The sequence below is a fragment of the Allobosea sp. TWI1241 genome, from assembly GCF_039673065.1.
Taxonomy (GTDB): Bacteria; Pseudomonadota; Alphaproteobacteria; order Rhizobiales; family Beijerinckiaceae; genus Allobosea.
In genome coordinates, this window is record NZ_JBDJKW010000001.1 from 548,527 (window position 1) to 569,883 (window position 21,357).

Annotated in this window: 18 protein-coding genes; 12 read left to right on the forward strand and 6 right to left on the reverse strand. The window is 71.6% G+C overall.

All coding sequences use genetic code 11. The features are described 5' to 3' along the window. Positions 1 to 54 precede the first annotated feature (54 nt). Positions 55 to 2,142, forward strand: coding sequence for a hypothetical protein (locus ABE438_RS02660; RefSeq protein WP_346500918.1), 2,088 nt, complete (start codon positions 55 to 57; stop codon positions 2,140 to 2,142). A gap of 11 nt (positions 2,143 to 2,153) precedes the next feature. Here the strand turns inward: ABE438_RS02660 and ABE438_RS02665 are convergent, their stop codons facing one another. From ABE438_RS02665 to ABE438_RS02685, 5 genes are all read right to left on the reverse strand, one after another. After that, positions 2,154 to 2,654: a GNAT family N-acetyltransferase gene (locus ABE438_RS02665; RefSeq protein ID WP_346500920.1), complete on the reverse strand. Its 501-nt coding sequence runs from the start codon at positions 2,652 to 2,654 to the stop codon at positions 2,154 to 2,156. A gap of 51 nt (positions 2,655 to 2,705) precedes the next feature. Next, positions 2,706 to 3,542 (reverse strand): SAM-dependent methyltransferase, encoded by an 837-nt coding sequence (locus ABE438_RS02670; RefSeq protein WP_346500921.1) that lies wholly within the window; start codon positions 3,540 to 3,542, stop codon positions 2,706 to 2,708. After that, entirely contained in the window at positions 3,539 to 4,591 is a 1,053-nt protein-coding gene (locus ABE438_RS02675; RefSeq protein ID WP_346500922.1) for a glycosyltransferase family 4 protein, read from the reverse strand. The genes ABE438_RS02670 and ABE438_RS02675 overlap by 4 nt, the downstream gene beginning before the upstream one ends. Further along, positions 4,588 to 4,989 carry a 6-pyruvoyl trahydropterin synthase family protein gene (locus ABE438_RS02680; RefSeq protein ID WP_346500924.1) on the reverse strand — a complete coding sequence of 134 codons (402 nt, stop codon included), beginning with the start codon at positions 4,987 to 4,989 and terminating at the stop codon, positions 4,588 to 4,590. Before ABE438_RS02680 ends, ABE438_RS02675 begins: the two co-directional genes overlap by 4 nt. Before the next feature lie 154 nt (positions 4,990 to 5,143). Beyond that, entirely contained in the window at positions 5,144 to 6,172 is a 1,029-nt protein-coding gene (locus tag ABE438_RS02685; protein WP_346500926.1) for a zinc-dependent alcohol dehydrogenase, read from the reverse strand. A 116-nt stretch (positions 6,173 to 6,288) separates the two neighbouring features. Between ABE438_RS02685 and mdoH the strand changes: the two genes are divergently transcribed. The 8 genes from mdoH to ABE438_RS02725 all read left to right on the forward strand — a co-directional run bounded on the left by mdoH (position 6,289) and on the right by ABE438_RS02725 (position 15,634). Next, positions 6,289 to 8,037, forward strand: a complete 1,749-nt coding sequence (gene mdoH, locus ABE438_RS02690) for a glucans biosynthesis glucosyltransferase MdoH (protein ID WP_346500928.1) — start codon at positions 6,289 to 6,291, stop codon at positions 8,035 to 8,037. Further along, entirely contained in the window at positions 8,034 to 8,792 is a 759-nt protein-coding gene (locus tag ABE438_RS02695) for an FkbM family methyltransferase (protein ID WP_346500930.1), read from the forward strand. Before mdoH ends, ABE438_RS02695 begins: the two co-directional genes overlap by 4 nt. 85 nt (positions 8,793 to 8,877) lie before the next feature. Further along, a complete protein-coding gene (locus ABE438_RS02700; RefSeq protein WP_346500931.1) occupies positions 8,878 to 9,858 on the forward strand; it encodes a hypothetical protein in 981 nt (326 codons plus the stop codon). A gap of 129 nt (positions 9,859 to 9,987) precedes the next feature. Further along, the gene (gene otnI / locus ABE438_RS02705) at positions 9,988 to 10,776 is read left to right on the forward strand and encodes a 2-oxo-tetronate isomerase (RefSeq protein WP_346500933.1); all 789 of its coding nucleotides are present in this window, start codon (positions 9,988 to 9,990) and stop codon (positions 10,774 to 10,776) included. 11 nt (positions 10,777 to 10,787) lie between these two features. Next, entirely contained in the window at positions 10,788 to 11,795 is a 1,008-nt protein-coding gene (locus ABE438_RS02710) for a glucokinase (RefSeq protein WP_346500935.1), read from the forward strand. 58 nt (positions 11,796 to 11,853) lie between these two features. Further along, complete coding sequence (locus ABE438_RS02715; RefSeq protein ID WP_346500937.1) at positions 11,854 to 12,900, forward strand: acyltransferase family protein; 1,047 nt, start codon at positions 11,854 to 11,856, stop codon at positions 12,898 to 12,900. A gap of 49 nt (positions 12,901 to 12,949) precedes the next feature. Continuing rightward, positions 12,950 to 14,758: an ABC-F family ATP-binding cassette domain-containing protein gene (locus ABE438_RS02720; protein WP_346500939.1), complete on the forward strand. Its 1,809-nt coding sequence runs from the start codon at positions 12,950 to 12,952 to the stop codon at positions 14,756 to 14,758. A 129-nt stretch (positions 14,759 to 14,887) separates the two neighbouring features. Beyond that, positions 14,888 to 15,634: a glucose 1-dehydrogenase gene (locus tag ABE438_RS02725; RefSeq protein WP_346500941.1), complete on the forward strand. Its 747-nt coding sequence runs from the start codon at positions 14,888 to 14,890 to the stop codon at positions 15,632 to 15,634. Positions 15,635 to 15,684: 50 nt separating this feature from the next. Here the strand turns inward: ABE438_RS02725 and ABE438_RS02730 are convergent, their stop codons facing one another. Then, positions 15,685 to 16,584 carry a metallophosphoesterase family protein gene (locus tag ABE438_RS02730; RefSeq protein ID WP_346500943.1) on the reverse strand — a complete coding sequence of 300 codons (900 nt, stop codon included), beginning with the start codon at positions 16,582 to 16,584 and terminating at the stop codon, positions 15,685 to 15,687. 437 nt (positions 16,585 to 17,021) lie between these two features. Between ABE438_RS02730 and ABE438_RS02735 the strand changes: the two genes are divergently transcribed. From ABE438_RS02735 to ABE438_RS02745, 3 genes are all read left to right on the forward strand, one after another. Next, positions 17,022 to 17,540, forward strand: coding sequence for an NUDIX domain-containing protein (locus ABE438_RS02735; RefSeq protein ID WP_465248536.1), 519 nt, complete (start codon positions 17,022 to 17,024; stop codon positions 17,538 to 17,540). A 295-nt stretch (positions 17,541 to 17,835) separates the two neighbouring features. Continuing rightward, complete coding sequence (gene ribA, locus ABE438_RS02740) at positions 17,836 to 18,948, forward strand: GTP cyclohydrolase II RibA (RefSeq protein WP_346501038.1); 1,113 nt, start codon at positions 17,836 to 17,838, stop codon at positions 18,946 to 18,948. 45 nt (positions 18,949 to 18,993) lie between these two features. Further along, positions 18,994 to 21,357 (forward strand): glycosyltransferase family 39 protein, encoded by a 2,364-nt coding sequence (locus tag ABE438_RS02745; RefSeq protein WP_346500945.1) that lies wholly within the window; start codon positions 18,994 to 18,996, stop codon positions 21,355 to 21,357.

A 21,357-nucleotide genomic window follows, 5' to 3' on the forward strand; every position in this document is an offset into this window, starting at 1 on the left:
CTGCGGGCCGTCCCGGCATGACAGCGGGAACGCCGTTCACAGGATGACGATCTGATGTGGAGCCTGACCTTCGCCCCGCTCGTCCCGGTCGCGCTGCTGGCGGGGCTAGCCCTGCTCGCGGCGGTGGCCGCCGGCGTCGCGCTGGTGCTCGCCGGCCGGGCCGCGATCCTGCGTGCGCTAGCGCTCGCGGTGCTGACGCTTGCCCTGGCCGATCCCTCGCTGGTCTTCGAGGAGCGCGAGCCGGTCAAGGACGTGGTCGCCGTTGTGGTCGACCGCTCGGGCTCGAACCGCCTCGCCGACCGCGCCACGCAGACGGAAGCCGCGCGCGAGCAGGTCGAGAACCAGCTGCGCGGTATCGGCGCGGTCGATACCCGCGTGATCGAGGTCACCGACCAGCAGGGCGCCGGCGACGGAACCCGCCTGTTCGAGGCGCTCTCCGCCGGCCTCGCCGACGTCCCCTCCGAGCGGGTGGCGGGCGCCATCGTGATCAGCGACGGCCTCGCCCATGACGCACCGGCCAATGCCGAGGCGCTCGGCCTGCGCGCGCCGCTTCAGGTGCTGACCACCGGCCGCGAGGCCGAGATCGACCGCCGCATCGTGCTGGTGGATTCGCCGCGCTTCGGCATCGTCGGCAAGGAGCAGACCATCCGCCTGCGCGTCGAGGAGAAGGGCGGGCCGGGCCGCGCCGCGCTGACGGTGCGCCGCGACGGCGAGGTCATCGCGCGGCGCGACGTCGTCGCCGGCCAGACCGTGCAGTTGCCGGTGCGGATCGACCGCGGCGGCCCGAACGTCATCGAGATCGAGGCCGCCCCGCTGGAGAACGAGCTGACCCTCGCCAACAACCGCGCGGTCATCACGATCGAGGGGGTCAGGGACAAGCTGCGCGTGCTCCTGGTCTCGGGCGAGCCGCATCCGGGCGAGCGCACCTGGCGCAACCTGCTGAAGTCGGACGCCAATGTCGATCTCGTCCACTTCACCATCCTGCGCCCGCCGGAGAAGCAGGACGGCACGCCGATCAACGAGCTCTCGCTGATCGCCTTCCCGACGCGCGAGCTGTTCCAGGTCAAGATCAAGGATTTCGACCTGATCGTCTTCGACCGCTACGCCAACCAGTCGATCCTGCCGCTGGTCTATTTCGACAACATCGTCCGCTATGTCCGCGAAGGCGGCGCGCTGCTCGTCGCCGCCGGCCCGGAATATGCCGGCGCCCAGTCGCTGGCGCGCACCTCGCTCGGCCAGATCATGCCGGCCCAGCCGGACGGCAACGTCGTCGACGAGGCCTATCGCGCCCGCGTCAGCGAACTGGGCCGGCGCCACCCGGTGACGCGCGACCTGCCGGGCGCCGAGGTCGAGCCGCCACGCTGGGGCGAGTGGCTGCGCCTCGTCGGCGCGCGCGCTCGCGCCGGCCAGCAGGTGATGACCGGCCCCGACGACCGGCCGCTGCTGATGCTGGCCCGCGAGCAGAAGGGCCGCGTCGCGCTCTTCCTTTCCGACCATGCCTGGCTCTGGGCCCGCGGATTCCGCGATGGCGGGCCCTATCTCGACCTGCTGCGCCGCCTCGGCCACTGGCTGATGAAGGAGCCCGATCTGGAGGAGGAGGCGCTGCGCGCCGCCGCGCGCGGCCGGATGCTGGAGATCGAGCGCCAGACGCTGGGCGACGCCCCCGCGCCGGCGACCGTCACCGCCCCCGACGGCACGACGCGCTCGGTGCCCTTCGAGGCCGGCCGGCCGGGCCTGTTCACGGCGCGCGTCGAGACCGGCGCATTCGGCCTCCACCGCATCAACGCCGACAACCTCGTCGCCTTCGCCAGCATCGGGCCGGAGAATCCGCGCGAATACATCGAGGTGGTCAGCGACCCGACGCGGCTGGCGGCCCTGGCCGAGGAAACCGGCGGCTCGTCGCGCCGCATCGGCCGCGACGGCAGCTCGACCGTCGACATCCCGCGCATCGTGCCGATCCGCTCTGGCAGCCGCTTCGCCGGCACCGACTGGATCGGCATCCGCATCAGCGATTCCGGCATCGTGCGCGGCGTCTCGATCTCTCCGGTCTTCGTCGGACTGATCGGGCTCGCCATCCTGTTCGGTGCGCTGGTCGCCGGCTGGCTCGGCGAAAGCGGCCGCCGCGTCCGGCGCGGCGGCTGAGCGGAACGCGCTTAGCGGAGCGCCGCGACGGCGCCCCGGCGCTCCGCCATCACGCCCTCGCGCAGCTCCAGCGCGAGGAAGCGGGCCGGATCGGCCGGGCCGGGAAGCACCAGCTGGCCGGGCGGAATGCGCTTGAAACCGAAGCGGGCGTAATAGGGTTCATCGCCGACCAGCAGGATCAGTTCGTGCCCGCCGGCGCGCGCCGCCTCGATCGCCGTGTTCATCAGCGCTGCCCCGATGCCGCGCCCCTCGAAGGCCGGATCGACCGTCAGCGGCCCGAGCACGAGCGCCGGGCCGCCGCCCGCCGCCACCGGCGTCACCCGCACGGAGCCGACCAGGAAGGTCCCGACATGGCTGGCGAAGGAGAGCGCGGGTGCGGGCGGCTGGCCCTCGCGCAGCCGGAAGGCGGTGCGCGCATAGCGCCCCGGCCCGAAGGCGCGCTCGTGCAGGCGCTCGATCGCGGCGGCGTCACCCGGATGCTCGGGGCGGATGGTCAGAGGAAGCGAGGTCATGGTCGAGGCGCGGCATGACCGAAATCCGCGCCCTTGGCAATCGCCCCGCGGTCAGACCGGCCGCGCCCAGAGATCGTGATGGCCGACGAAGCCGGTCGCGCCCTGCCGCGCCGCGGCCCAGGCGGCGATGGTCGCCTCGTCGACCTGCCCGGTCTCGCGCACCGCGGCCGCGATGCCAGCGACCAGCGCCGCGCGGAATTCCGGGCGGCTATCGTCGATCCGCCACAGGCTCTCGCCGGCCGTCACCGCGAAGCCGGTCTTGCGGAAGGCCTGCGCCAGAAGCTCGACGGCATCGGGTCCCGCCGCCGGGCCAAAACCCTTGTCGCCGCGCTGGTGGTGGTTGAAGGCGGCGAGCATGCGCTTGTCGGCCGGGTGCGGCGTCTCCCAGCTCTCGCGGCCGTCGAAGGTCAGCACCGTGTAGAGCGGCAGGCGCAGGCTCGCCAGGGCCGCGGCGAAGCGGGCGATCCAGCGCTCTGAGGTCAGGTCGAACAGGGCAGCGGCGGTGACGAGGTCGGGGCGCCAGCCCAGCACCCATTCGAGATCCTTGTCGAGATCGGCCTGGCGGACATCGACCGTCAGCGTCTTGCCCTCCTTGCGCAGCACCAGCTCCTCGCCGAGGCGTTGGCTGTCGTCGGCCCATTGCGCCAGCGTCGCGAGCGCCGCCTCGAGCAGCGCCTTGTCGCGGTCGACCAGCGTCCAGTGCTGCCGGTCGGGCAGCGCCGCATAGCTGCCGCGCAGATTGGAGCCGGCGCCGCTGCCGAGATCGACGATGCTGAGCGAGCTGCGGCCGGCGAAGGCCGCCCCCACCGCCGCCAGCACGGCGGGATTGCGGGCGGCATGGTCGGCCGGTTCGCGCAAAGCGAGCCATTCGGCGGAAAATCCGGTCATCGGCGTAATGTCTCGCAGGTTTCGGCCACGATGGCAGCGGTCTGTCGCCAGCGTGGCAAGGAGCGTGCCGCCGCCCAGGCGGCCTCGGCCCGGGCACGGCGCCCGGCGGGATCGGTCAGCAGCGCCGCCAGCCCGTCGCGCAGCGCGGCGACATCGCCCGGCGGCACCTTGAGCGCGACGCTGGACGGCGCGGTCTCGGCGGCGGCGCCGCCCGTGGTGCACAGGATCGGCAGGCCGCGCGCGACCGCCTCGGTCAGCACCATGCCATAGCCTTCGAACAGCGAGGGCATCACGAACAGGTCCGCGCTCGCATAGGCCGCCTCGAGCGTACTCGCATCGACGGCACCGGCCATAGTGACGCGGTCGCCCAGCCCCACCGCCGCGATCTGTGCGTACAACGCCTGCGTCAGCGCCGGGTCGCGATCGTCGGCGCCGATGATGGTCAGCCGCCAGTCCAGGGCGGCGAGCCCGGCCAGCGCCTCGATCAGCATGCCATATCCCTTGCGGGGCACGACTGCGCCGACGGCCAGCAGATGCAGCTGCGCGCCCGGCGCCGAGCCCGAGGCGCGCTCTGCCGGATCGACACCGGGTTCTGCCACCATGATGCGCTGTGCCGGCACGGCGAATTCCGCGACCAGCAGCCGGCGCGTCGTCTCGCTGGTCGCGACCACGGCGGCGGCATGGCGCAGCGCCGCCCGCTCGCTCGCGATCAGCCGGCGCTCAGCGGCGGGAGAGAGACCAGTCTCCAGCCCGAGCGGGTGATGCACCAGTGCGACGCAGCGCGGGCCGATCGCCTGCGCCAAGGCTTCGGGAAAGGCGCCATAGGCCAGCCCGTCGACCAGCAGGACCGCATCCCGCGCCTGGGCCAGGAGCAGGTCGCCCGCCGCCGCGAGCTCCGCGGCCGAGGGATCGGGGAAGGCGCCCGGCAGGGCGAGATGGCCGGCCGCGACACCGCTCTCGCGCCATTCTGCCAGCAGCCGGCGGTCATAGGCATAGCCGCCCGTCGGCAGCGACAGGTCTCCGGGGATCGCAAAGACGATCCCGCTCACGCGAGCGCGCCCTCATAGCTGGCGCGGGCGAGGTCGGTTTCGTGCAGCGTCACGCGGATGCGGGCGAGCCCCTTGCCGTCCTCGCCAAGCGTGCCGTCGCGTGCCGCCGCCGCCATCGCCTCGAAGATGTGGTGGCAGAGGAACTCGGTGGTGGTCAGCTGGCCGGCGAAGGCCGGAACCTCGTCGAGATTGCGGTAGCGCAGCGGCTTCAGCACCGCCGCCAGCGTCTCCAGCGCCGCGCCGATATCGACAACGACGTTCTGCGCGGTCAGCCGCTCGCGGAAGAAGGCGACGTCGACCACGAAGGTCGCGCCGTGCATCGCCTGCGCCGGGCCGAAGAAGGGATCGGGCAGCGAATGCGCGATCATGATGCGGTCGCGGACCTCGACGGAGAACATGGCAGGCGCCTCTTTCGCTGGAATGGGATCGGATTGCGCAGGGCTATCGGCCAGGCGACGGCAGGAAACGCCGCAGATAGCCATCTTGATCCTGAACAACCCCTTGCCGCGCGTCGATTTCCGTCGCGGGGGCGCGCAATCGCCGGTCTGCGGCTCAGCCCGCCGCCTCGCGGGCGGCATCATAGCGGATCGCCGCCGTCAGCCCGCCACCGCCCGCCAGCAGTTGCGGCACGCGCTCCGCGGCATCCGTGAAGGCGATCTCCTGGGTGATCAGCGCATCGAGGCGCGCATCGTCGAGCAGCGACAGGGCGAGCGCCGTGCGTCGCGCATAATCGACGCGCGGCCGGCGTGACGGCGAAACCTGCCCGACCTGCGACGAGAGCAACTGCAGCCGCCGCGAATGGAAGGCCCCGCCCAGCGGCGCCGCGACCTCGCCCTCGCCATACCAGGAGAGCTCGACGATGCGCGCCTCAACCCCAGCGGCGGCGATGGCGGTGGCAAGGCCGGGCGCGGAAGCACTGGCATGAAAGACGAGGTCGGCATCGCCCGGGCAGTCCTGCGGCAGCGCGAAGCCGCAACCGAGCGCATGTGCGAGCGGGGCCCGGGACGCGTCGATGTCGACCAGCGTCACCTCCGTTGCCGGCATCCGCGCGGCGAGCCAGGCGGTCAGCAGGCCGAGCACGCCGCCGCCGACCACCACGATCCGGTCGCCCGGGCCGGAGCCGGCATCCCAATGCGCGTTCAGCGCGGTCTCGAGATTGGCCGCCAGCACGGCACGCCGCGCCGGCACACCGTCCGGCACGCACGCGACCCGCGCGGCCGGCACCACGAAGCTGTCCTGATGCGGGTGCAGGCAGAACACGGTGCGGCCGACGAGGTCCGCCGGACCGTCCTCGACAACGCCCACGGCGCAATAGCCATACTTCACCGGGAAGGGGAAATCGCCCTGCTGGAACGGGGCGCGCATCCGCTCCCGCTCGGCCGGCGGCACGCGCCCCTCGAAAACGAGCCGCTCGGTGCCGCGGCTGAGCCCGGACCACAGCGTCCGCACCAGGCAGTCGCCGGCGGCGAGCGGCGGCAGCGGCTGCGTGTTCAGCGCACATTCACCCGGGCCGACATACCAGAGTGCCGTCGCGGCAGACGTCTTGGGGATTGCCTCATGTCTGCCCGCCAGCTTTATCACCGTTCGTCCTCCCCACAGTTCCGGCCAAGCCACGGTAGCCTGCGATGACCGAGACAGCCATCGAGCCACGCCCGGCTGGGACCACGTTCCCGGGCACGATGCAAGCGGGAGCCGGATTGACACCGGCAGGCCTGCAACCGGTCGCCGAGCTGCGACGGCGGCGGCTCCTGGTGGCGGGCCTCAACCTCGCGACGCTGGGCGCGCTGCTCTACGGGCTGACGCATCTGCTCGCCGCGGGCGGCTGGACCGTCGCCGACATGCTGATCCTCGTGGCCTTCGTGCTCGGCGCGCCCTGGAGCGTGCTCGGCTTCTGGAACGCGGCGATCGGCCTCTGGTTGCTTCACGGCACGCGCGACGGGCTGGAACGCGCCGCCCCCTTCGCCGGCGCAAGCGAGATCCCGGTGCCGCTCGGCATCCGCACTGCCGTGCTGATGACGCTGCGCAACGAGGATCCCGCCCGCGCGATCCGGCGGCTCGAGATCGTCCAGCAGAGCCTCGACGCCACCGGCGAGGGCCACTGGTTCGACTTCTTCCTGCTCTCCGACACCAGCGACCCGGCCGTCGCGGCACGCGAGGCCGAGCTCGCCCGCGCCTTCGCCGCGCGCATCGGGCCGGAGCGCGTCACCTATCGGCTGCGGGCCGACAACACCGGTTTCAAGGCCGGCAACCTGCACGATTTCTGCGCCCGCTGGGGCGATCGCTACGAGCTGATGCTGCCGCTCGACGCCGACAGCCTGATGTCGGGCGAGGCGATCCTGCGGCTGGCGCGGGCCATGCAGGCCTGGCCGAAGCTCGGCATCCTGCAGAGCCTGATCGTCGGCATGCCGAGCCGTTCCGCCTTCGCACGGATCTTCCAGTTCGGCATGCGCCAGGGCATGCGGCCCTACACCGTCGGCTCGGCCTGGTGGAACGGCGATTGCGGTCCGTTCTGGGGCCACAACGCCATGGTCCGCATCGCCCCCTTCCGCGATCACTGCATCCTGCCGGTCCTGCCCGGCCGCCCGCCGCTCGGCGGCCATGTCATGAGCCACGACCAGGTCGAGGCGACGCTGATGCGCCGCGCCGGCTACGAGGTCCGCGTGCTGCCGGTCGAGACGGGCAGCTGGGAGGAGAACCCGCCGACCATGCTCGACTTCGCCCGGCGCGATCTGCGCTGGTGCCTCGGCAACCTGCAATATCTCAAGCTGATGGACCTGCCCGGCCTGCAGCCGACCAGCCGCTTCCAGCTCGCCTGGGCCGTGCTGATGTTCGTCGGCCTGCCGGCCTGGACGCTGATGATCGCGCTGCTGCCGGTGAAGGCCTGGCAGGATGCCGGCCTGCCGGGCTACCCGGCCGGGCTGGCGGCCGGGCTCTATCTCGCCGTGCTGGCGATGTATCTCTCGCCCAAGCTCGCCGGCATCGCCGACATCCTGCTGACGCGTGGCGGCACCGCCCGCTATGGCGGCAGCGCGCGCTTCCTCGCCTCGGCGCTGATCGAGATGGTCTTCGCCTTCCTCCAGGGCGCGGTATCGAGCTTCCGCACCACGCTGTTCATGCTCGGCCTCGCCGCCGGCAAGGTCCGCATCGGCTGGAACGGGCAGGAGCGCGACGCGCATGCGCTCTCCTTCGCCACCGCCTTCGCCGGCCTCTGGCCGCATCTCCTCTTCGGCCTCGCCATGCTCGGCGCGCTCGCGCTGCTCTCGCCGACGCTGCTGCTCTGGTCGCTGCCGCTGACTGCGGGCTATGTGCTCGCCATCCCCTTCGCGATGGCGACCGCCTCGCCCGCGCTTGGCGCCTGGCTGGCGCGCCGCGGCCTCTGCGCCATTCCCGAGGACATCGCCGCCCCGACCGAGATCGCCGCGCTGCGCAGCGACGGGCGCGCATGAAGCCGATCGGCTACCCCCTCGGCACGGCCAGGGCGCTCTCCCGCTCGCTGCGAATCTATCATGGCGACGCCGCGCGCCGGCAGGCCATGGACGCGCTGCATGCCCGCCTCCTTGGGCCGGGCGGCCTTGCCTTCGACATCGGCGCCCATGTCGGCGACCGCACCTCCTCCTTCCGCCGCCTCGGCGCCCGCGTCGTCGCGCTGGAGCCACAGCCCGGCCCGGCGCGGGTGCTGCGCCTGATCCATGGCCGCGACCCGCTGGTCACCTTGATCGAGGCCGCCTGCGGCGACCGGCCGGGCAGTGCCGTGCTGCGCATCAACAGCGCCAACCCGACGGTGTCGACCATCTCCGGAGCCTTCGTCAGCGCCGCCAGTGGGGCGGAAGGCTGGGACGGACAGCACTGGGACCACGAGATCGCCGTGCCCTGCACCACGCTCGATGCGCTGATGGAGCGCCATGGCGTGCCCGATTTCATCAAGATTGATGTCGAGGGCTTCGAGGCGCAGGTGCTCGCCGGGCTGACCCGCGCCCCGCCGGCGCTCTCCTTCGAGTTCACCACCATCCAGCGCGACGTGGCGGAGGCCTGCCTCGCCCTGCTCGACGCGCTCGGCCCCTATCGCTTCAACGTCGCGCTCGGCGAGAGCCAGCGCCTGGTTTTCCCCGCCACCGTCACCTCCGAGGAGATGGGCGACTGGCTGCGCCGCCTGCCGCACGAGGCCAATTCCGGCGACGTCTATGCCGTCCTCGGCGACTGAGGGCGCCTTTCGCCGCTGCGCGCGCTTGGCTATGAAGGCCGGGCGCCCGCCATCACGCTCCCCGGTCAAGCAAAGCAGGATCGCCATGCTCAGCCTCGCCCGATCGCTCGCCCTGTCGCTCGCCGTGCTGCTGCTGGCCGCCGGCGCCCATGCCGCGGGCGGTGTCGCCGTCGAGGTCAGGAACGAGTCCGAGCCGGTGCTCTGCGCCGAGAAGGACAACGTCACGATCAAGATGGCCTCGCCCGAGGTCCGGCGCTTCCGCATCGAGGCGGCGCATCCGGCCTATATCGCCGGGCTGCAGCGCGACAACTGGGACGCCGACTGGGCCGATTGCGACATGACCGGCGATCCGGTGTTCAAGGCGCCGGTGCCGCCGCAGCGCATCACCTTCTACGAGAGCATCGAGTACTGGCTCGTCGGCTACACCTTCGAGAGCTTCTGGCGCCCGGCCGAGACGACCTTCCGCGTCGGCGACCGCGTCGAGAAGGGGCTTCACCTCGTCCAGCTCTGGAAGCTCGGCCCCAAGGGCTCCTACGAGGTGCTGGTGGTCTATCCGCAGGACGGCTACTGGCGCGCCCGGCCGCTGCCCCCCCCGCAGCTCTCGGCCGCCGCCTACGGCTCCTCCTTCCTGTTCGGGCCGATCGAGCAGGACGGCGCGCGGCCGGTGGTCAACATCCGCGAGATCAGCTTCGATCCCAAGACGGTAAGCTTCACCCTCGCCTTCAAGGACGGCTCCTCCGGCACGCTGAAGCTCGACGCGCTCGACGAGAACCGCATGGTGCTCGACGCGGTGCTCGACCGGCCGGTGTCCGGCGGCAAGGCCTTCGCGGCGCTGCGCTCGATGTACGTCACCGAGTTCAACAACGACGTCGCCCGCATCGCGCTGCGCGAGCCGGGCGCCAAGGGCTGGCGCGAGGAAGCGCTGATGCCGTTCTCCGGCGGCAAGGCGACCGATATCTGGATGGGCCGCACCACCCATTCCCGCCACAACACCTCCTCGCCCGACATGGTGTTCCGCGGCTTCTCGGCAGATCCGAACCCGCCCGCCAAGCCAGCCAAGCCCTGACGCGCCGCCGCGCCTCCGGCCCGCGGAAGCCGGAACGCAGCCCCCTCCCCCCGCGTTAGACGATGACGGGTCCGGGGCGCCGGGGTAACCTCGCGCCGCAAGTCTCCCTCGCCACCGACAGGTTCACCGATGCCTCGCTTCGCCGCCAATCTCTCGATGATGTTCAACGAGTGGGAGTTCCTCGACCGGTTCAAGGCGGCGCACGATGCCGGCTTCGACGCGGTCGAGTTCCTCTTCCCCTACGAGCATGCGGCCGAGAAGGTCGGGCTGGCGCTGGCCGGCGGGCCGCTGGAGCAGGCGCTGTTCAACCTGCCGCCCGGCGACTGGGCGGCGGGCGAGCGCGGCATGGCCGCGATCCCCGGCCGCGAGGCCGAATTCCGCGCCGGCATCGACACCGCCCTGGCCTATGTCCGCGAGACTGGCGTCAAGCGCCTGCACATGATGGCCGGCATGGCCGACCCCGAGGACCCGGCGGCGCAGAAGGCCTATCGCGAATCGATCGCCTATGCCGCCGACACGCTCGGCGAGCACGGGCTCGACCTGATGCTCGAGCCGATCAACGGCAAGGACATGCCGGGCTACTTCCTCAACGATTTCGACCGTGCCGCCGCCTATGTCCGCGAGTCGAACCGGCCGAACGTCAAGCTGCAGTTCGACATGTACCATTGCGAGCTGATTCATGGCGGGGTCGGCAGCAAGCTCGAGGCGCTCTACCCGATCGTCGGCCATGTGCAGATCGCCAATGCCGAAGGCCGGCACGAGCCGGACGGCAGCAAGCCCGACTATGCGAGCCTGTTCGCCCAGCTTGATTCGCTCGGCTACGAGGGCTTCGTCGGCTGCGAATACCGGCCGCGCGCCGGCACGCTGGAAGGGTTGGGCTGGTTCTCGCCCTGGAAGCGCCACGACAGGCAGGACTGAGCGAGGCCGGCGTGAGCAGCACCGCCTTTTTTCCCGGCCCGGTCCTCGTCGCCGATGTCGGCGGCACGAATTGCCGGCTTTCGCTGGTGCCCCGCCACGGCGCGGCGCCTGAGCCGCTGGCCCGGATCGCCACCGGGGCCCATCCGACGGCGGAAGCCGCCTTCACCTCCGTGCTCGCCGGGATGGAGGAGAAGCCGCGCTCTGCCGTGCTCGCCGTCGCCGGTCCGCTCGACGGGCGCGGCGCGCAGCTGACCAATGCCGGCTGGGCCTTCGACGGGCCGGTGCTCGGCCATGTGCTCGGGCTGGAGCAGGGGCTGCTCGTCAACGATTTCGAGGCGCTGGCCGCCTCGCTCGCCGTGCTCGGACCTACCGATGTCGACAGGCTGGTCGAGGGCCGGCCCGAGGCGAACGGCACGAAGCTGGTGCTCGGCCCCGGAACCGGTTTCGGCGCCGCCGCCCTGGTCATACGCGGCGATCGCTCGGTCATCGTCCCGACGGAAGCCGGCCATATCGGCATCGGCCCGCAGGGCACCGCCGAGGAGAAGCTCTGGCCGCTGCTGGCCGAGGGCACGGCGCGCGTGACGATCGAGGACCTGCTCAGCGGCTCGGGGCTGGTGCGCCTGCACCGCGCCATCCGCAGGCAGGGCGGCATCGACGAGCCGGATGTCGGCGCGGCCGATATCAGCCTGATGGCGCGCGACGGCAATCCCGCGGCGGTGATGGCCTCAGTGTGCTTCTGGCGCCTGCTCGCCCGCATCGCCGGCGACCTCACCCTCGCCTTCAAGGCGACTGGCGGCGTCGCCATCGCCGGCGGCATCGCCCCGCATCTGCTGCCGCTCGCCGACCGCGCCGCCATCGCGAGCGTCTTCGCCGACAAGGCGCCGGTTCAGGATCTCGCCGCCCGGTTCTCGCTCTCGGTCGTCACGATCGACGATGCGGCCCAACGGGGTCTGGCGGCGATCGCGGCCGATCCGGCGCGTTTCGGGCTCGACGATCCGGCGCGGTTGTGGTTTGCGTGACGCTGCGGCGCCGGCCCGCAGAACATTAGAACCCGCCCGACGCCCGAGACACCGTTCCTTGACACCGCTCTACGGCATCCAGGTCCTGCGCGCGCTCGCCGCGCTGATGGTGGTGTTCCATCACATCCAGGCCGATGCGGCGATCATCGCCGCGCGCGCCGGCGAGAGCTTCACCGCCTCGCGCCTGCTGCCCTGGCCGGCGGGCGTCGACCTGTTCTTCGTGATCTCGGGCTTCATCATCGTCCACAGCAGCACCGGGCTGTTCGGCCAGCCGGATTCGGCGCGCCTCTTCCTGGCCAGGCGCGTGGCGCGCGTCTTCCCGCTCTACTGGGTCGCGACCACGCTCTTCCTGATCGCGCTGCTGGCGACGCCGGGCCTGCTGAACTCGGCCGCCCCCGGCGCCGCGCAGATCGCCGCCTCCTATCTGTTCTGGCCGATGGCCAATGCCGCCGGCGACATCCAGCCGATCTTCTCGCTCGGCTGGACGCTGAACTACGAGATGCTGTTCTACAGCCTGTTCGCCGTCGCGCTGCTGCTGCCGGCGCGGGCGGTGATCCCGGCGGTGACGCTGCTGCTCGCCGGTTTCGTGGCGATCCGCGAGCTGGCCGGCCCGTTTCCGCTGCCCTTCGACTTCTGGGCCCAGCCGATCGTGCTGGAATTCGTCGCCGGCATGGGCATCGCCCTGCTGCGCGGCCGGGGCCTGCGCCTGCCCGGCCCGCTGCGCTGGCTGATGGTCGCCCTGGCGCTCGGCGTGCTGCTGGCGATCGCCGGCGAGACCCGGCCCCAGACCGGCTGGAGCGCGCTGTTCTTGCAAGGCGTACCGGCGATCCTGCTCGTCACCGCCGCCGCCTGCGGCCGCAACCAGACCGCGCCCTCGGCGCTGGTGCGCGGCTTCGCCTGGCTGGGCGACGCCTCCTACGCGCTCTATCTCGTCCATCCCTTCGTGATGCGGGGCTTGCGCGAGGTCTTCCTGCGGCTGGCGCCGGGCGCCACCCTCACCTTCACGCTGATCGCCCTGGCGATCGCGGTCTCCTCGGCCTTCCTGATCTACGAGCGCTTCGAGCGGCCGGCGACCCGGCTGCTGCGCAAGGCGCTGCGGGCGTGACAGCCGCGCCCGCCCGGTCTATCCCGGCGGCTTCGCAACCGGATACGCCATGGCTCCCCTCCTGCATCTTCGCGACGTCTCGCTCACCTTCGGCGGCCAGCCCCTGCTGGAAACCGCCGAGATCGCCGTCTCGGCCGGCGAGCGCGTCTGCCTGGTCGGGCGCAACGGCTCCGGCAAGTCGACGCTGCTGAAGATCGCCGCCGGCCTGGTCGAGCCCGACGGGGCCGAGCGCTTCGTCCAGCCGGGCGCCACCATCCGCTACCTGCCGCAGGAGCCGGACTTCTCCGGCTTCCCGACCGCGCTGGCCTACGTCGAGGCCGGGCTCGGGCCGGGCGACGACAGCTACCGCGCCCGCTATCTGCTCGAGGAACTCGGCCTGACCGGCGACGAGGACCCGGCCAGCATGTCGGGCGGCGAGGCGCGCCGGGCGGCGCTGGCGCACGTGCTCGCGCCCGAGCCCGACATCCTGCTGCTCGACGAGCCGACCAACCATCTCGACCTGCCGGTGATCGAATGGCTCGAATCGGAGCTGGCCTCGCTGCGCTCCGCCATGGTGCTGATCAGCCATGACCGCCGCTTCCTGACGGCGCTCTCGCGCGCCACGATCTGGCTCGACCGCGGCCACACCCGCCGCAGCGAGCGTGGCTTCGGCAATTTCGAGGCCTGGCGCGACGAGGTGCTGGCGCAGGAGGAGCTCGACCGCCACAAGCTCGACCGCAAGATCGCCCGCGAGGAGGACTGGCTGCGCTACGGCGTCAGCGCCCGGCGCACCCGCAACCAGCGCCGCCTCGGCGAGCTGCACTCGTTGCGCGAGCAGCGCCGCACCGCCCGCCACGCCGTCGGCTCGGTCAGGCTGGAGGCGGCGGAGGCCCAGGGCTCGGGCAAGCTGGTGATCGAGGCCGTCGACGCCAGCAAGGCCTATGGCGAGCGCAGCATCGTCAAGTCGTTGTCGCTGCGCGTCGCCCGCGGCGACCGGATCGGCATCGTCGGCCCCAACGGCGCCGGCAAGACCACGCTGATCAACCTGCTGACCGGCGCGCTCGCCCCCGATTCCGGCACGGTGAAGCTCGGCACAGCGCTGGAGATGGTGACGCTCGACCAACGCCGCGAAAGCCTCGACCCCGCGACGCCGCTCGGCGACGCGCTGACCGGCGGCGGCTCGGACCAGGTCATGGTCGGCGGCCAGCCGCGCCATGTGATCAGCTACATGAAGGACTTCCTGTTCCAGCCGATCCAGCGCGGCACGCCGGTCGGCGCGCTTTCGGGCGGCGAGCGCGGCCGACTGATGCTGGCGCGCGCGCTGGCCCGGCCATCGAACCTGCTCGTGCTCGACGAGCCGACCAACGACCTCGACATCGAGACCCTCGACCTGCTGCAGGAACTGGTCGCCGATTATCCCGGCACGGTGCTGCTGGTCAGCCATGACCGCGACTTCCTCGACCGCACCGTCTCCTCCACTTTGATCTCGGACGGCGACGGCGTCTGGACCGAGTTCGCCGGCGGCTATTCCGACATGCTGGCCCAGCGCGGCCGCGGCGTCGGGGCCCGCAGCCGCAACGCCGCGCCCCAGCAGCGGCAGGCGGCGGAAGCACCGAAGGCCCAGCCGGCGGCAGCCCAGCAGAAGCGCAAGCTCTCCTTCAAGGAGAAGCACGCGCTGGAGACCCTGCCGAAGGCGCTGGAGACGCTGCAGGCCGAGGCGGCCAAGCTGAACGCGGCGCTGGCCGGTGATCTCTACACCCGCGATCCGAAGCTCTTCGCCAAGGTGACGGCGCGCCTCGACGAGGTCTCGCGCGAGATCGCCACTACCGAGGAGCGCTGGCTCGAACTCGAAATGCTGCGCGAGGAGCTGGAGGGCTGAGGCAGGCGCGCCGGCCCGGCCGCCTGCCCATACAATTCCGCTATCCGACCAATCGCGAAACCCTATTTATCCCCGCGCCCGAAACAGCCCACAGTCGCCGGACAAGAACCGAGCGTCTGAGGAAACGTCATGAGACTGAAGGGCAAGACCGCGCTGATCACCGGCGCCGCGCAGGGCTTCGGCCTGGGCATCGCCGAGACCTTCGTGCGGGAGGGCGCGCGCGTCGCGGTGCTCGACATCAACGCCGACAAGGCGAAGGAAGCCGCCAAGGCGATCGGCCGCAAAGCCTTCGCGGTGGGCTGCGACGTCGGCAAGGCGCGCAGCGTCGACTCCGCCGTGGCGCGCATCATCAAACGCTTCGGCCGCCTCGACATCGTCGTGAACAATGCCGGCATCAGCCATCGCAACCAGCCGATGCTCGACATCACCGAAGCGGAGTTCGATCGCGTCTTCGACGTCAACGTGAAGTCGATCTTCCTGATGGCCAAGGCGGTGGTGCCGCATTTCCGCGAGCATGGCGGCGGCGTCATCCTCAATATCGGCTCGACCGCCGGCATCCGCCCGCGCCCCGGCCTGACCTGGTACAACGGCTCCAAGGGCGCCGCGAACCTGCTGTCGAAGTCGATGGCGGTGGAGCTCGCGCCGGACCGCATCCGCGTCAACGCCATCGCGCCCGTCGCCGGCGAGACGCCGCTGCTGGCGACCTTCATGGGCGAGGACACGCCGGAGAAGCGCAAGGCCTTCACCGCGACGATTCCCTGGGGCCGCTTCTCGACGCCGCAGGACATCGCCAATGCGGCGCTGTTCCTCTGCTCCGACGAATCCGAGATGGTCACCGGCTCGGTGCTGGCCGTCGACGGCGGCCGCTGCGTCTGATCGCAAAGGCTCTCCCGGCCGCGGCAGGCCCGCGGCCGGTGCGGCGGCGCTCAGACCAGGCCGCCGCCCCCGCCGAGCGAGACCATCTGCTGGAGCCGCACCGTGCCGTCGAGGTCGAAAGCCCGGCGCTCCAGCGCAACCTCCGGCGCCTGCGCGCTGCCGCCGATATGCAGCAGATGCCATGCGCCGAGCTCGCCATGGCCGCGCGGGCCGATCGAGGCCGAGGGCACGCCGACGATCGGCACGTCGCGCTCGCGCCCCGGCCGCCAGGCCAGCGAGAAGCGGTGATTGTGCCCGTGCAGCACGAGATCGGCGCCGGCCGTTCGCAGCATCGCCTCGAAGGCCTCGGCATCGAGCAGTTCGCGGGTGCGGCGCGCGCCGCCGACATAGGGCGGATGATGGATCAGCACGACGCGGATCAGCCCCTCCGCGCGCGCCTGGGCGAGCAGTTCGGCCGCGCGCGACAGCTGTGCCGGCCCGACGCGGCCGGTCGCCATCAGCGGCATGGTCGGGATGCCGGAATTGATCCCGATGAGCGCGACGGGCCCGCGCCGGCGGATCCAGGGGAAGCCGGCGGCATGGTCGTCCCCGCAGCTCCACGGTCCGAGCCGGCGCGCCAGCGCCGCGAGCGAAGAGCGGGTGTAGCAGTCGTGATTGCCCGGGACGAAGCTGACCGCGTCCTGCGGCCCCAGCGTCTCCAGGAAGGAGCGCGCCGTCTCGAATTCCGAGGGCAGGCCGATATGGGAGACATCGCCGGTGCAGGCGACATGGTCAGGGCGCTGGGCGAGGAGATCGGCGACGACGAGCGCCAGAACGTCCATGTCGTGCGCATGGCGCCGCTTGCGGCGCCAGTTCACATAGCCGGTCGCACGCTTGCCGATCAGCTCGCGCAGAGAGAACCGCGCCAGCGGGCCGAGATGCGGGTCGGACAGATGCGCGAGCCTGAACACGCCCTGCGCTTGCCCTCAGCCGCGCCGCGCCGTCAAGCGCGACGCCGCCGGCGCGCGCAGATGACGCAGCCGCAAAGGCTGGCGATCAGTACGAGGAACCGGCCAGCTCCGAGACGATGCGCGGGTCGGTCAGCGTGACGGAGGGCTTCCAGAAGAAGCGGGGCTTGGCGCGCAGGCGGGCGGCGATGAAAGCGAGAAGCATGATTGTGATCCAGCGATGTGCGCTAGCCTCCTGCTCCTTATTTAAGGCGCGTTTGTGTTGGGTCGAGCGGCGAAACGACGTTCGGTCATGCGCCGTACGCATGAGCAATTGACCAATTGTTAAGCAAAACCGGCAGGTTGGCGGCGACCGTCTCGGATCCCCTTGTGCTTGCAGCTCTTTCCGCATCGCGGCGGCTGCGCTCCCCGACAGGTCTGCGCTAGGATGCGCCTCCGCGATGAGCACGAACCCTCCTGCGACCGCCCCGCCGCTCTCCCTCGCCGACCGCGTGCCGCGCGGGCTGCGGCGCGGGCTCGGCCGCCTGCTGCATCTCTGGTTCCGCTTCAGGCGCGGCATGACCATGGGCGTTCGGGCCGCCGTTCTGGGCGCGGACGGGACCGTCCTGCTCGTGCGGCACACCTACACACCGGGCTGGCACCTGCCCGGCGGCGGGGTGGAGCCCGGCGAGACCATCCACGACGCGCTCGCCAAGGAGCTGCGCGAGGAGGCCAATATCGCGATCACCGGCGAGGCGTCGCTGCACGGCGTCTTCCTCAACCGCCATGTCTCCCGCCGCGACCATGTCGCGGTCTTCGTGGTGCGCGCCTTCGTTCAGATCGCTCCCCATGTCCCCGACCGCGAGATCGCCGAGGCGCGCTTCTTCCCGCTCGCGGCCCTGCCGGACGCCACCACACCCGGCACGCGCCGGCGGTTGGCGGAAATCTGCGACGGCGCCGCCCGGCACACCGAATGGTGAGCACCCAGCCAGCCCCCGCGACCCCGGCGGCGATTGCCTTTCCGCCACGATGCGCCCACATGGACAGGGAACGGAGCGAGGCCATCATTCACCGGCTGTTCAATGTGACACCGATATCGGAGACGCTGCCGACAGGGCTGCTGCGCTTTCCGCCCGCCCGCGCGCGGGAACAAGGACCCGGTTCCGGCGTTGTCGGTTACCTGCTCTCGTTACGCCCCATGCCGGGGCATTCGCCCGCCCCGTCAACAGCCGTGAACGGCCCAATATGATGGACCTTCGCATGCCACAGTCGCGTATGCTTTTCGGGCGGTCCGGCGAAGCCGAGATGATCGCCGTCGATCGCGCCCTCGCAGAATTCCGTGCGGCGCGCCCGGTCCTGTTGCAGGGCGACGGCCTGTCCGCTCTCGTGCTCTCCGCCGAGCTGATCGACGCCGATCTCGCCCAGCGTGTCGAGACGCTTGCCGAGGGCCATGCCCGCCTCGTCCTCACCGCCGCGCGCCTGCGCCGGCTCGGCGCCAAGGGGCGCAGCGAGCCGGGCATCCTCGCCATGCCGAAGCTCGACGCGACACGCATTGAGACGCTGGCGCTGCGCCAGGACGCGCGCGTCGACGCCCCCGTCAGCCCGGCCTCGGCGCTCGACGGCGTCGCGCTCGAACTCGCCCGCCTCGCACTGGTCCTGCCCGCCGTGATCGTCGTGCCGGTGTCCGCCGAAGCGGTAGCCGGCGAGCCGCTGCTCGCCGTCTCGATGGCGGCGGTCTCCGGCTACCGGGCGCAGCAGGTCGCCTCGCTCGCCATCGTCGGCCGTGCCCCGGTGCCGCTCGAGGGTGCGCCCGAGACCGAGTTCGTCGTCTTCCGTGGCGGCGAAGGCCTGCGTGACCAGGTCGCTATCATCGTCGGCAAGCCCGATCTCTCCACCGCCGTGCCGGTGCGCCTGCATTCCGCCTGCCTCACCGGCGACCTGTTCGGCTCGCTGAAATGCGATTGCGGCGACCAGCTGCGCGAGACGGTCGGCTGGATGGCGCAGAACGAGGGCGGCATCCTGCTCTATCTCGACCAGGAAGGCCGGGGGAACGGCATCTCCAACAAGATGCGGGCCTACCGCCTGCAGAGCCAGGGCTGGGATACCTACGACGCCGACGAGGTGCTCGGCTTCGACCTCGACCAGCGGCATTTCGACTTCGCCGCCGAGATGCTGCGCCAGCTCGGCGTCAGCCGGGTCATGGCGCTGACCAACAACCCGGTGAAGATCGGCGCGCTGGAGGATGCCGGGCTCGAGGTCGCCGCGACGCGGCGGGTGCTTGGACGGCCCAACGCCCATAACGTTCGCTACCTCGCCTCCAAGCGCGACCGCGCCGGGCACATGATCGACATGGACGCGCTGATGCAGCGGGCCGCGCCGCAGGACTGACCGGCACGGCTTGAACCCGGCGCCGCGCTGCGGCAGGACGCGACGATGTCCGAACCCATGCCGATGCCCGATGCCGTGCCTCCGCAGCCCTGGCCGCTGGCGCGGACCTGCGTCATCGTCGGCGCCTGCTGGCTGGCGCTGGCCTGGCCCTGGCTGTCGGGCGTCGTCACCGTGCCCTGGGACGCCAAGGCGCATTTCCAGCCGCAGCTGCAATTCCTCGCCGCGAGCCTCGCCAGGGGTGAATCGCCGTTCTGGACGCCCTTCGTCTTCGCCGGCTCGCCGCAGATCGCCGATCCGCAATCGCTGATCTTCTCACCCATCCATGCGCTGATCGCCGTCCTCAACCCGGCGCCGGATTTCCGCTGGGGCGACGGGGCGCTGTTCGGCTCGCTGCTGCTGGGCGCGCTCTGCTTCGTCCTGCTCTTCCGCGACCGCGGCTGGCACCCGGCCGGAGCGGTGGTCTGCGCGCTGGCCTTCGCCTTCGGCGCCGCCGCGTCGTGGCGCATCCAGCATGTCGGGCAGGTGCTGAGCCTGTCCTGGTTCGCCGTCACCCTGCTGCTGCTGTCGCGCGCGCTGGAGCGGGGCTCCTGGCGCTATGGCGCGGCGGCCGGCGCCAGCGCCGGGCTGATGGTGCTCGGCCGCGACCAGGTCGCGCTGATCGCTGTCTATGTCTTGGCCGGCCTCGTGCTGGCGGCGATCCTGGCGACGCCGCAGCGGCTGCGTGCGGCGCGCGCCAGCCTCGGCCCGCTGCTCGCCGGCTGCTTCGGCGGGCTGGCGGTCGCCACCGTACCGATCCTGCTGACGCTGTTTCTCGCCCAGGATTCGAACCGCCCTGTCATCGCACTGGTCGAAGCTGGCAAGGGCTCGCTCCACCCGGCCTCGCTGTTCACCGGCCTCGTCGCCAATCTCTATGGCGCCGACGGGCCGCTCGCCGATTTCTGGGGCCCGCCGAGCCCGGGCTGGGAGGCGCGCTTCGGCCCGCTCGGCCTCTATCTCGCGCGCAATATGGGCCAGCTCTATCTCGGCCTGCTGCCGGTGCTGATGCTGCTCTCGGTCGGGGTGCTGCGCGGCGGATTGCTGCGCCGCGAGATCGCCGCGACGGCGGTCGCGACGCTGCTCGTGCTGCTGTACGCGCTCGGCCGCTACACCCCGGCCTTCGAGCTGCTGTTCCGGCTGCCCGGCGTCGACCTCTTCCGCCGCCCTGCCGACGCGCTCTTTCCGCTCGGCGCCCTGCTCGCCATCCTCGGCGGCTATTGCACCCATCTGCTGATGAGCGAGCCGGAGATACGGCCAACGCGGGGGCGCATCCTGATCGTCGGCCTGCTGCTGGCGCTCGCTGCCGCCGCGATGCTCTGGCTGGCCTCGACCTCGGGCAAGCTCGCTTTGGCGTTGCGGCCGCTCGCCATCGCCGGGCTCTGCCTCGTGCTGGTCACCGGCGCGGTCGTCGCCGCGCGCGGCTTCGCGCTGCGCGGCCATGCCACCACCGCCGCGATCATCCTCGCCGTCGCGATGACGGTCGATCTCGGGGTCAACAACGGCCCCAACGAATCGACTGCGCTGCCGCCGGCCACCTACGAGGTTCTCCGCGCCGACAGCCCCAACGAGACGATCGCGCTCCTGAAACGCGAGACCGCCCGCACCGCCGGGCCCGACCGCCGCGACCGCGTCGAGCTGGCGGGCCTCGGCTTCCACTGGCCCAATGCCAGCCTCGTGCACGGGCTCGACAACACGCTGGGCTACAACCCGCTGCGCCTCGGCCTCTACAGCGCTGCGACCGGCGCCGGCGACCATGTCGCCCTGCCCGACCAGCGCGGCTTCTCGGCCCTGATGCCGTCCTATCGCTCGCTGCTCGCCGACATGCTGGGCTTGCGCTTCATCGCCACCGGCGTTCCGGTGACGGAGATCGACAAGCGGCTGGCGCCGGGCGATCTCGTCCAGATCGCCCGCACACCCGACGCCTATGTCTACGAGAACCCGCGCGCCCTGCCGCGCGTGCTGCTGGTGACCGAGGCGCAGGAGGCGGACTTCGCCGGCATCCTCGCCTCGGGGCGCTGGCCCGCCGGCTTCGACCCGCGCCGCACCGTGCTGCTCGAAGGCCCGCCGCCGCCGCTGCCGACCGGCCCGGCGACGCAAGGGACGGTCGCGATCACAGGCTATCGCAACACCGAGGTCACGCTCGCGGTCGACGCGCCACGCGGCGGTTTCGTGGTGCTCAACGACGTCTGGCAGCCCTGGTGGCAGGTCGAGGTCGACGGCAGGCCGGCGCCGCTGCTGCGCGCCAACCTGCTCTTCCGGGCGGTGCAGGTGCCGCCCGGCCGCGCGACCGTTCGCCTCGTCTTCCGGCCGTTCCGCGGGCTCTTCGCGGCGATCGGCCAGCATCTGCGCCGTGGCGGGCCACCGCCGGTCTGA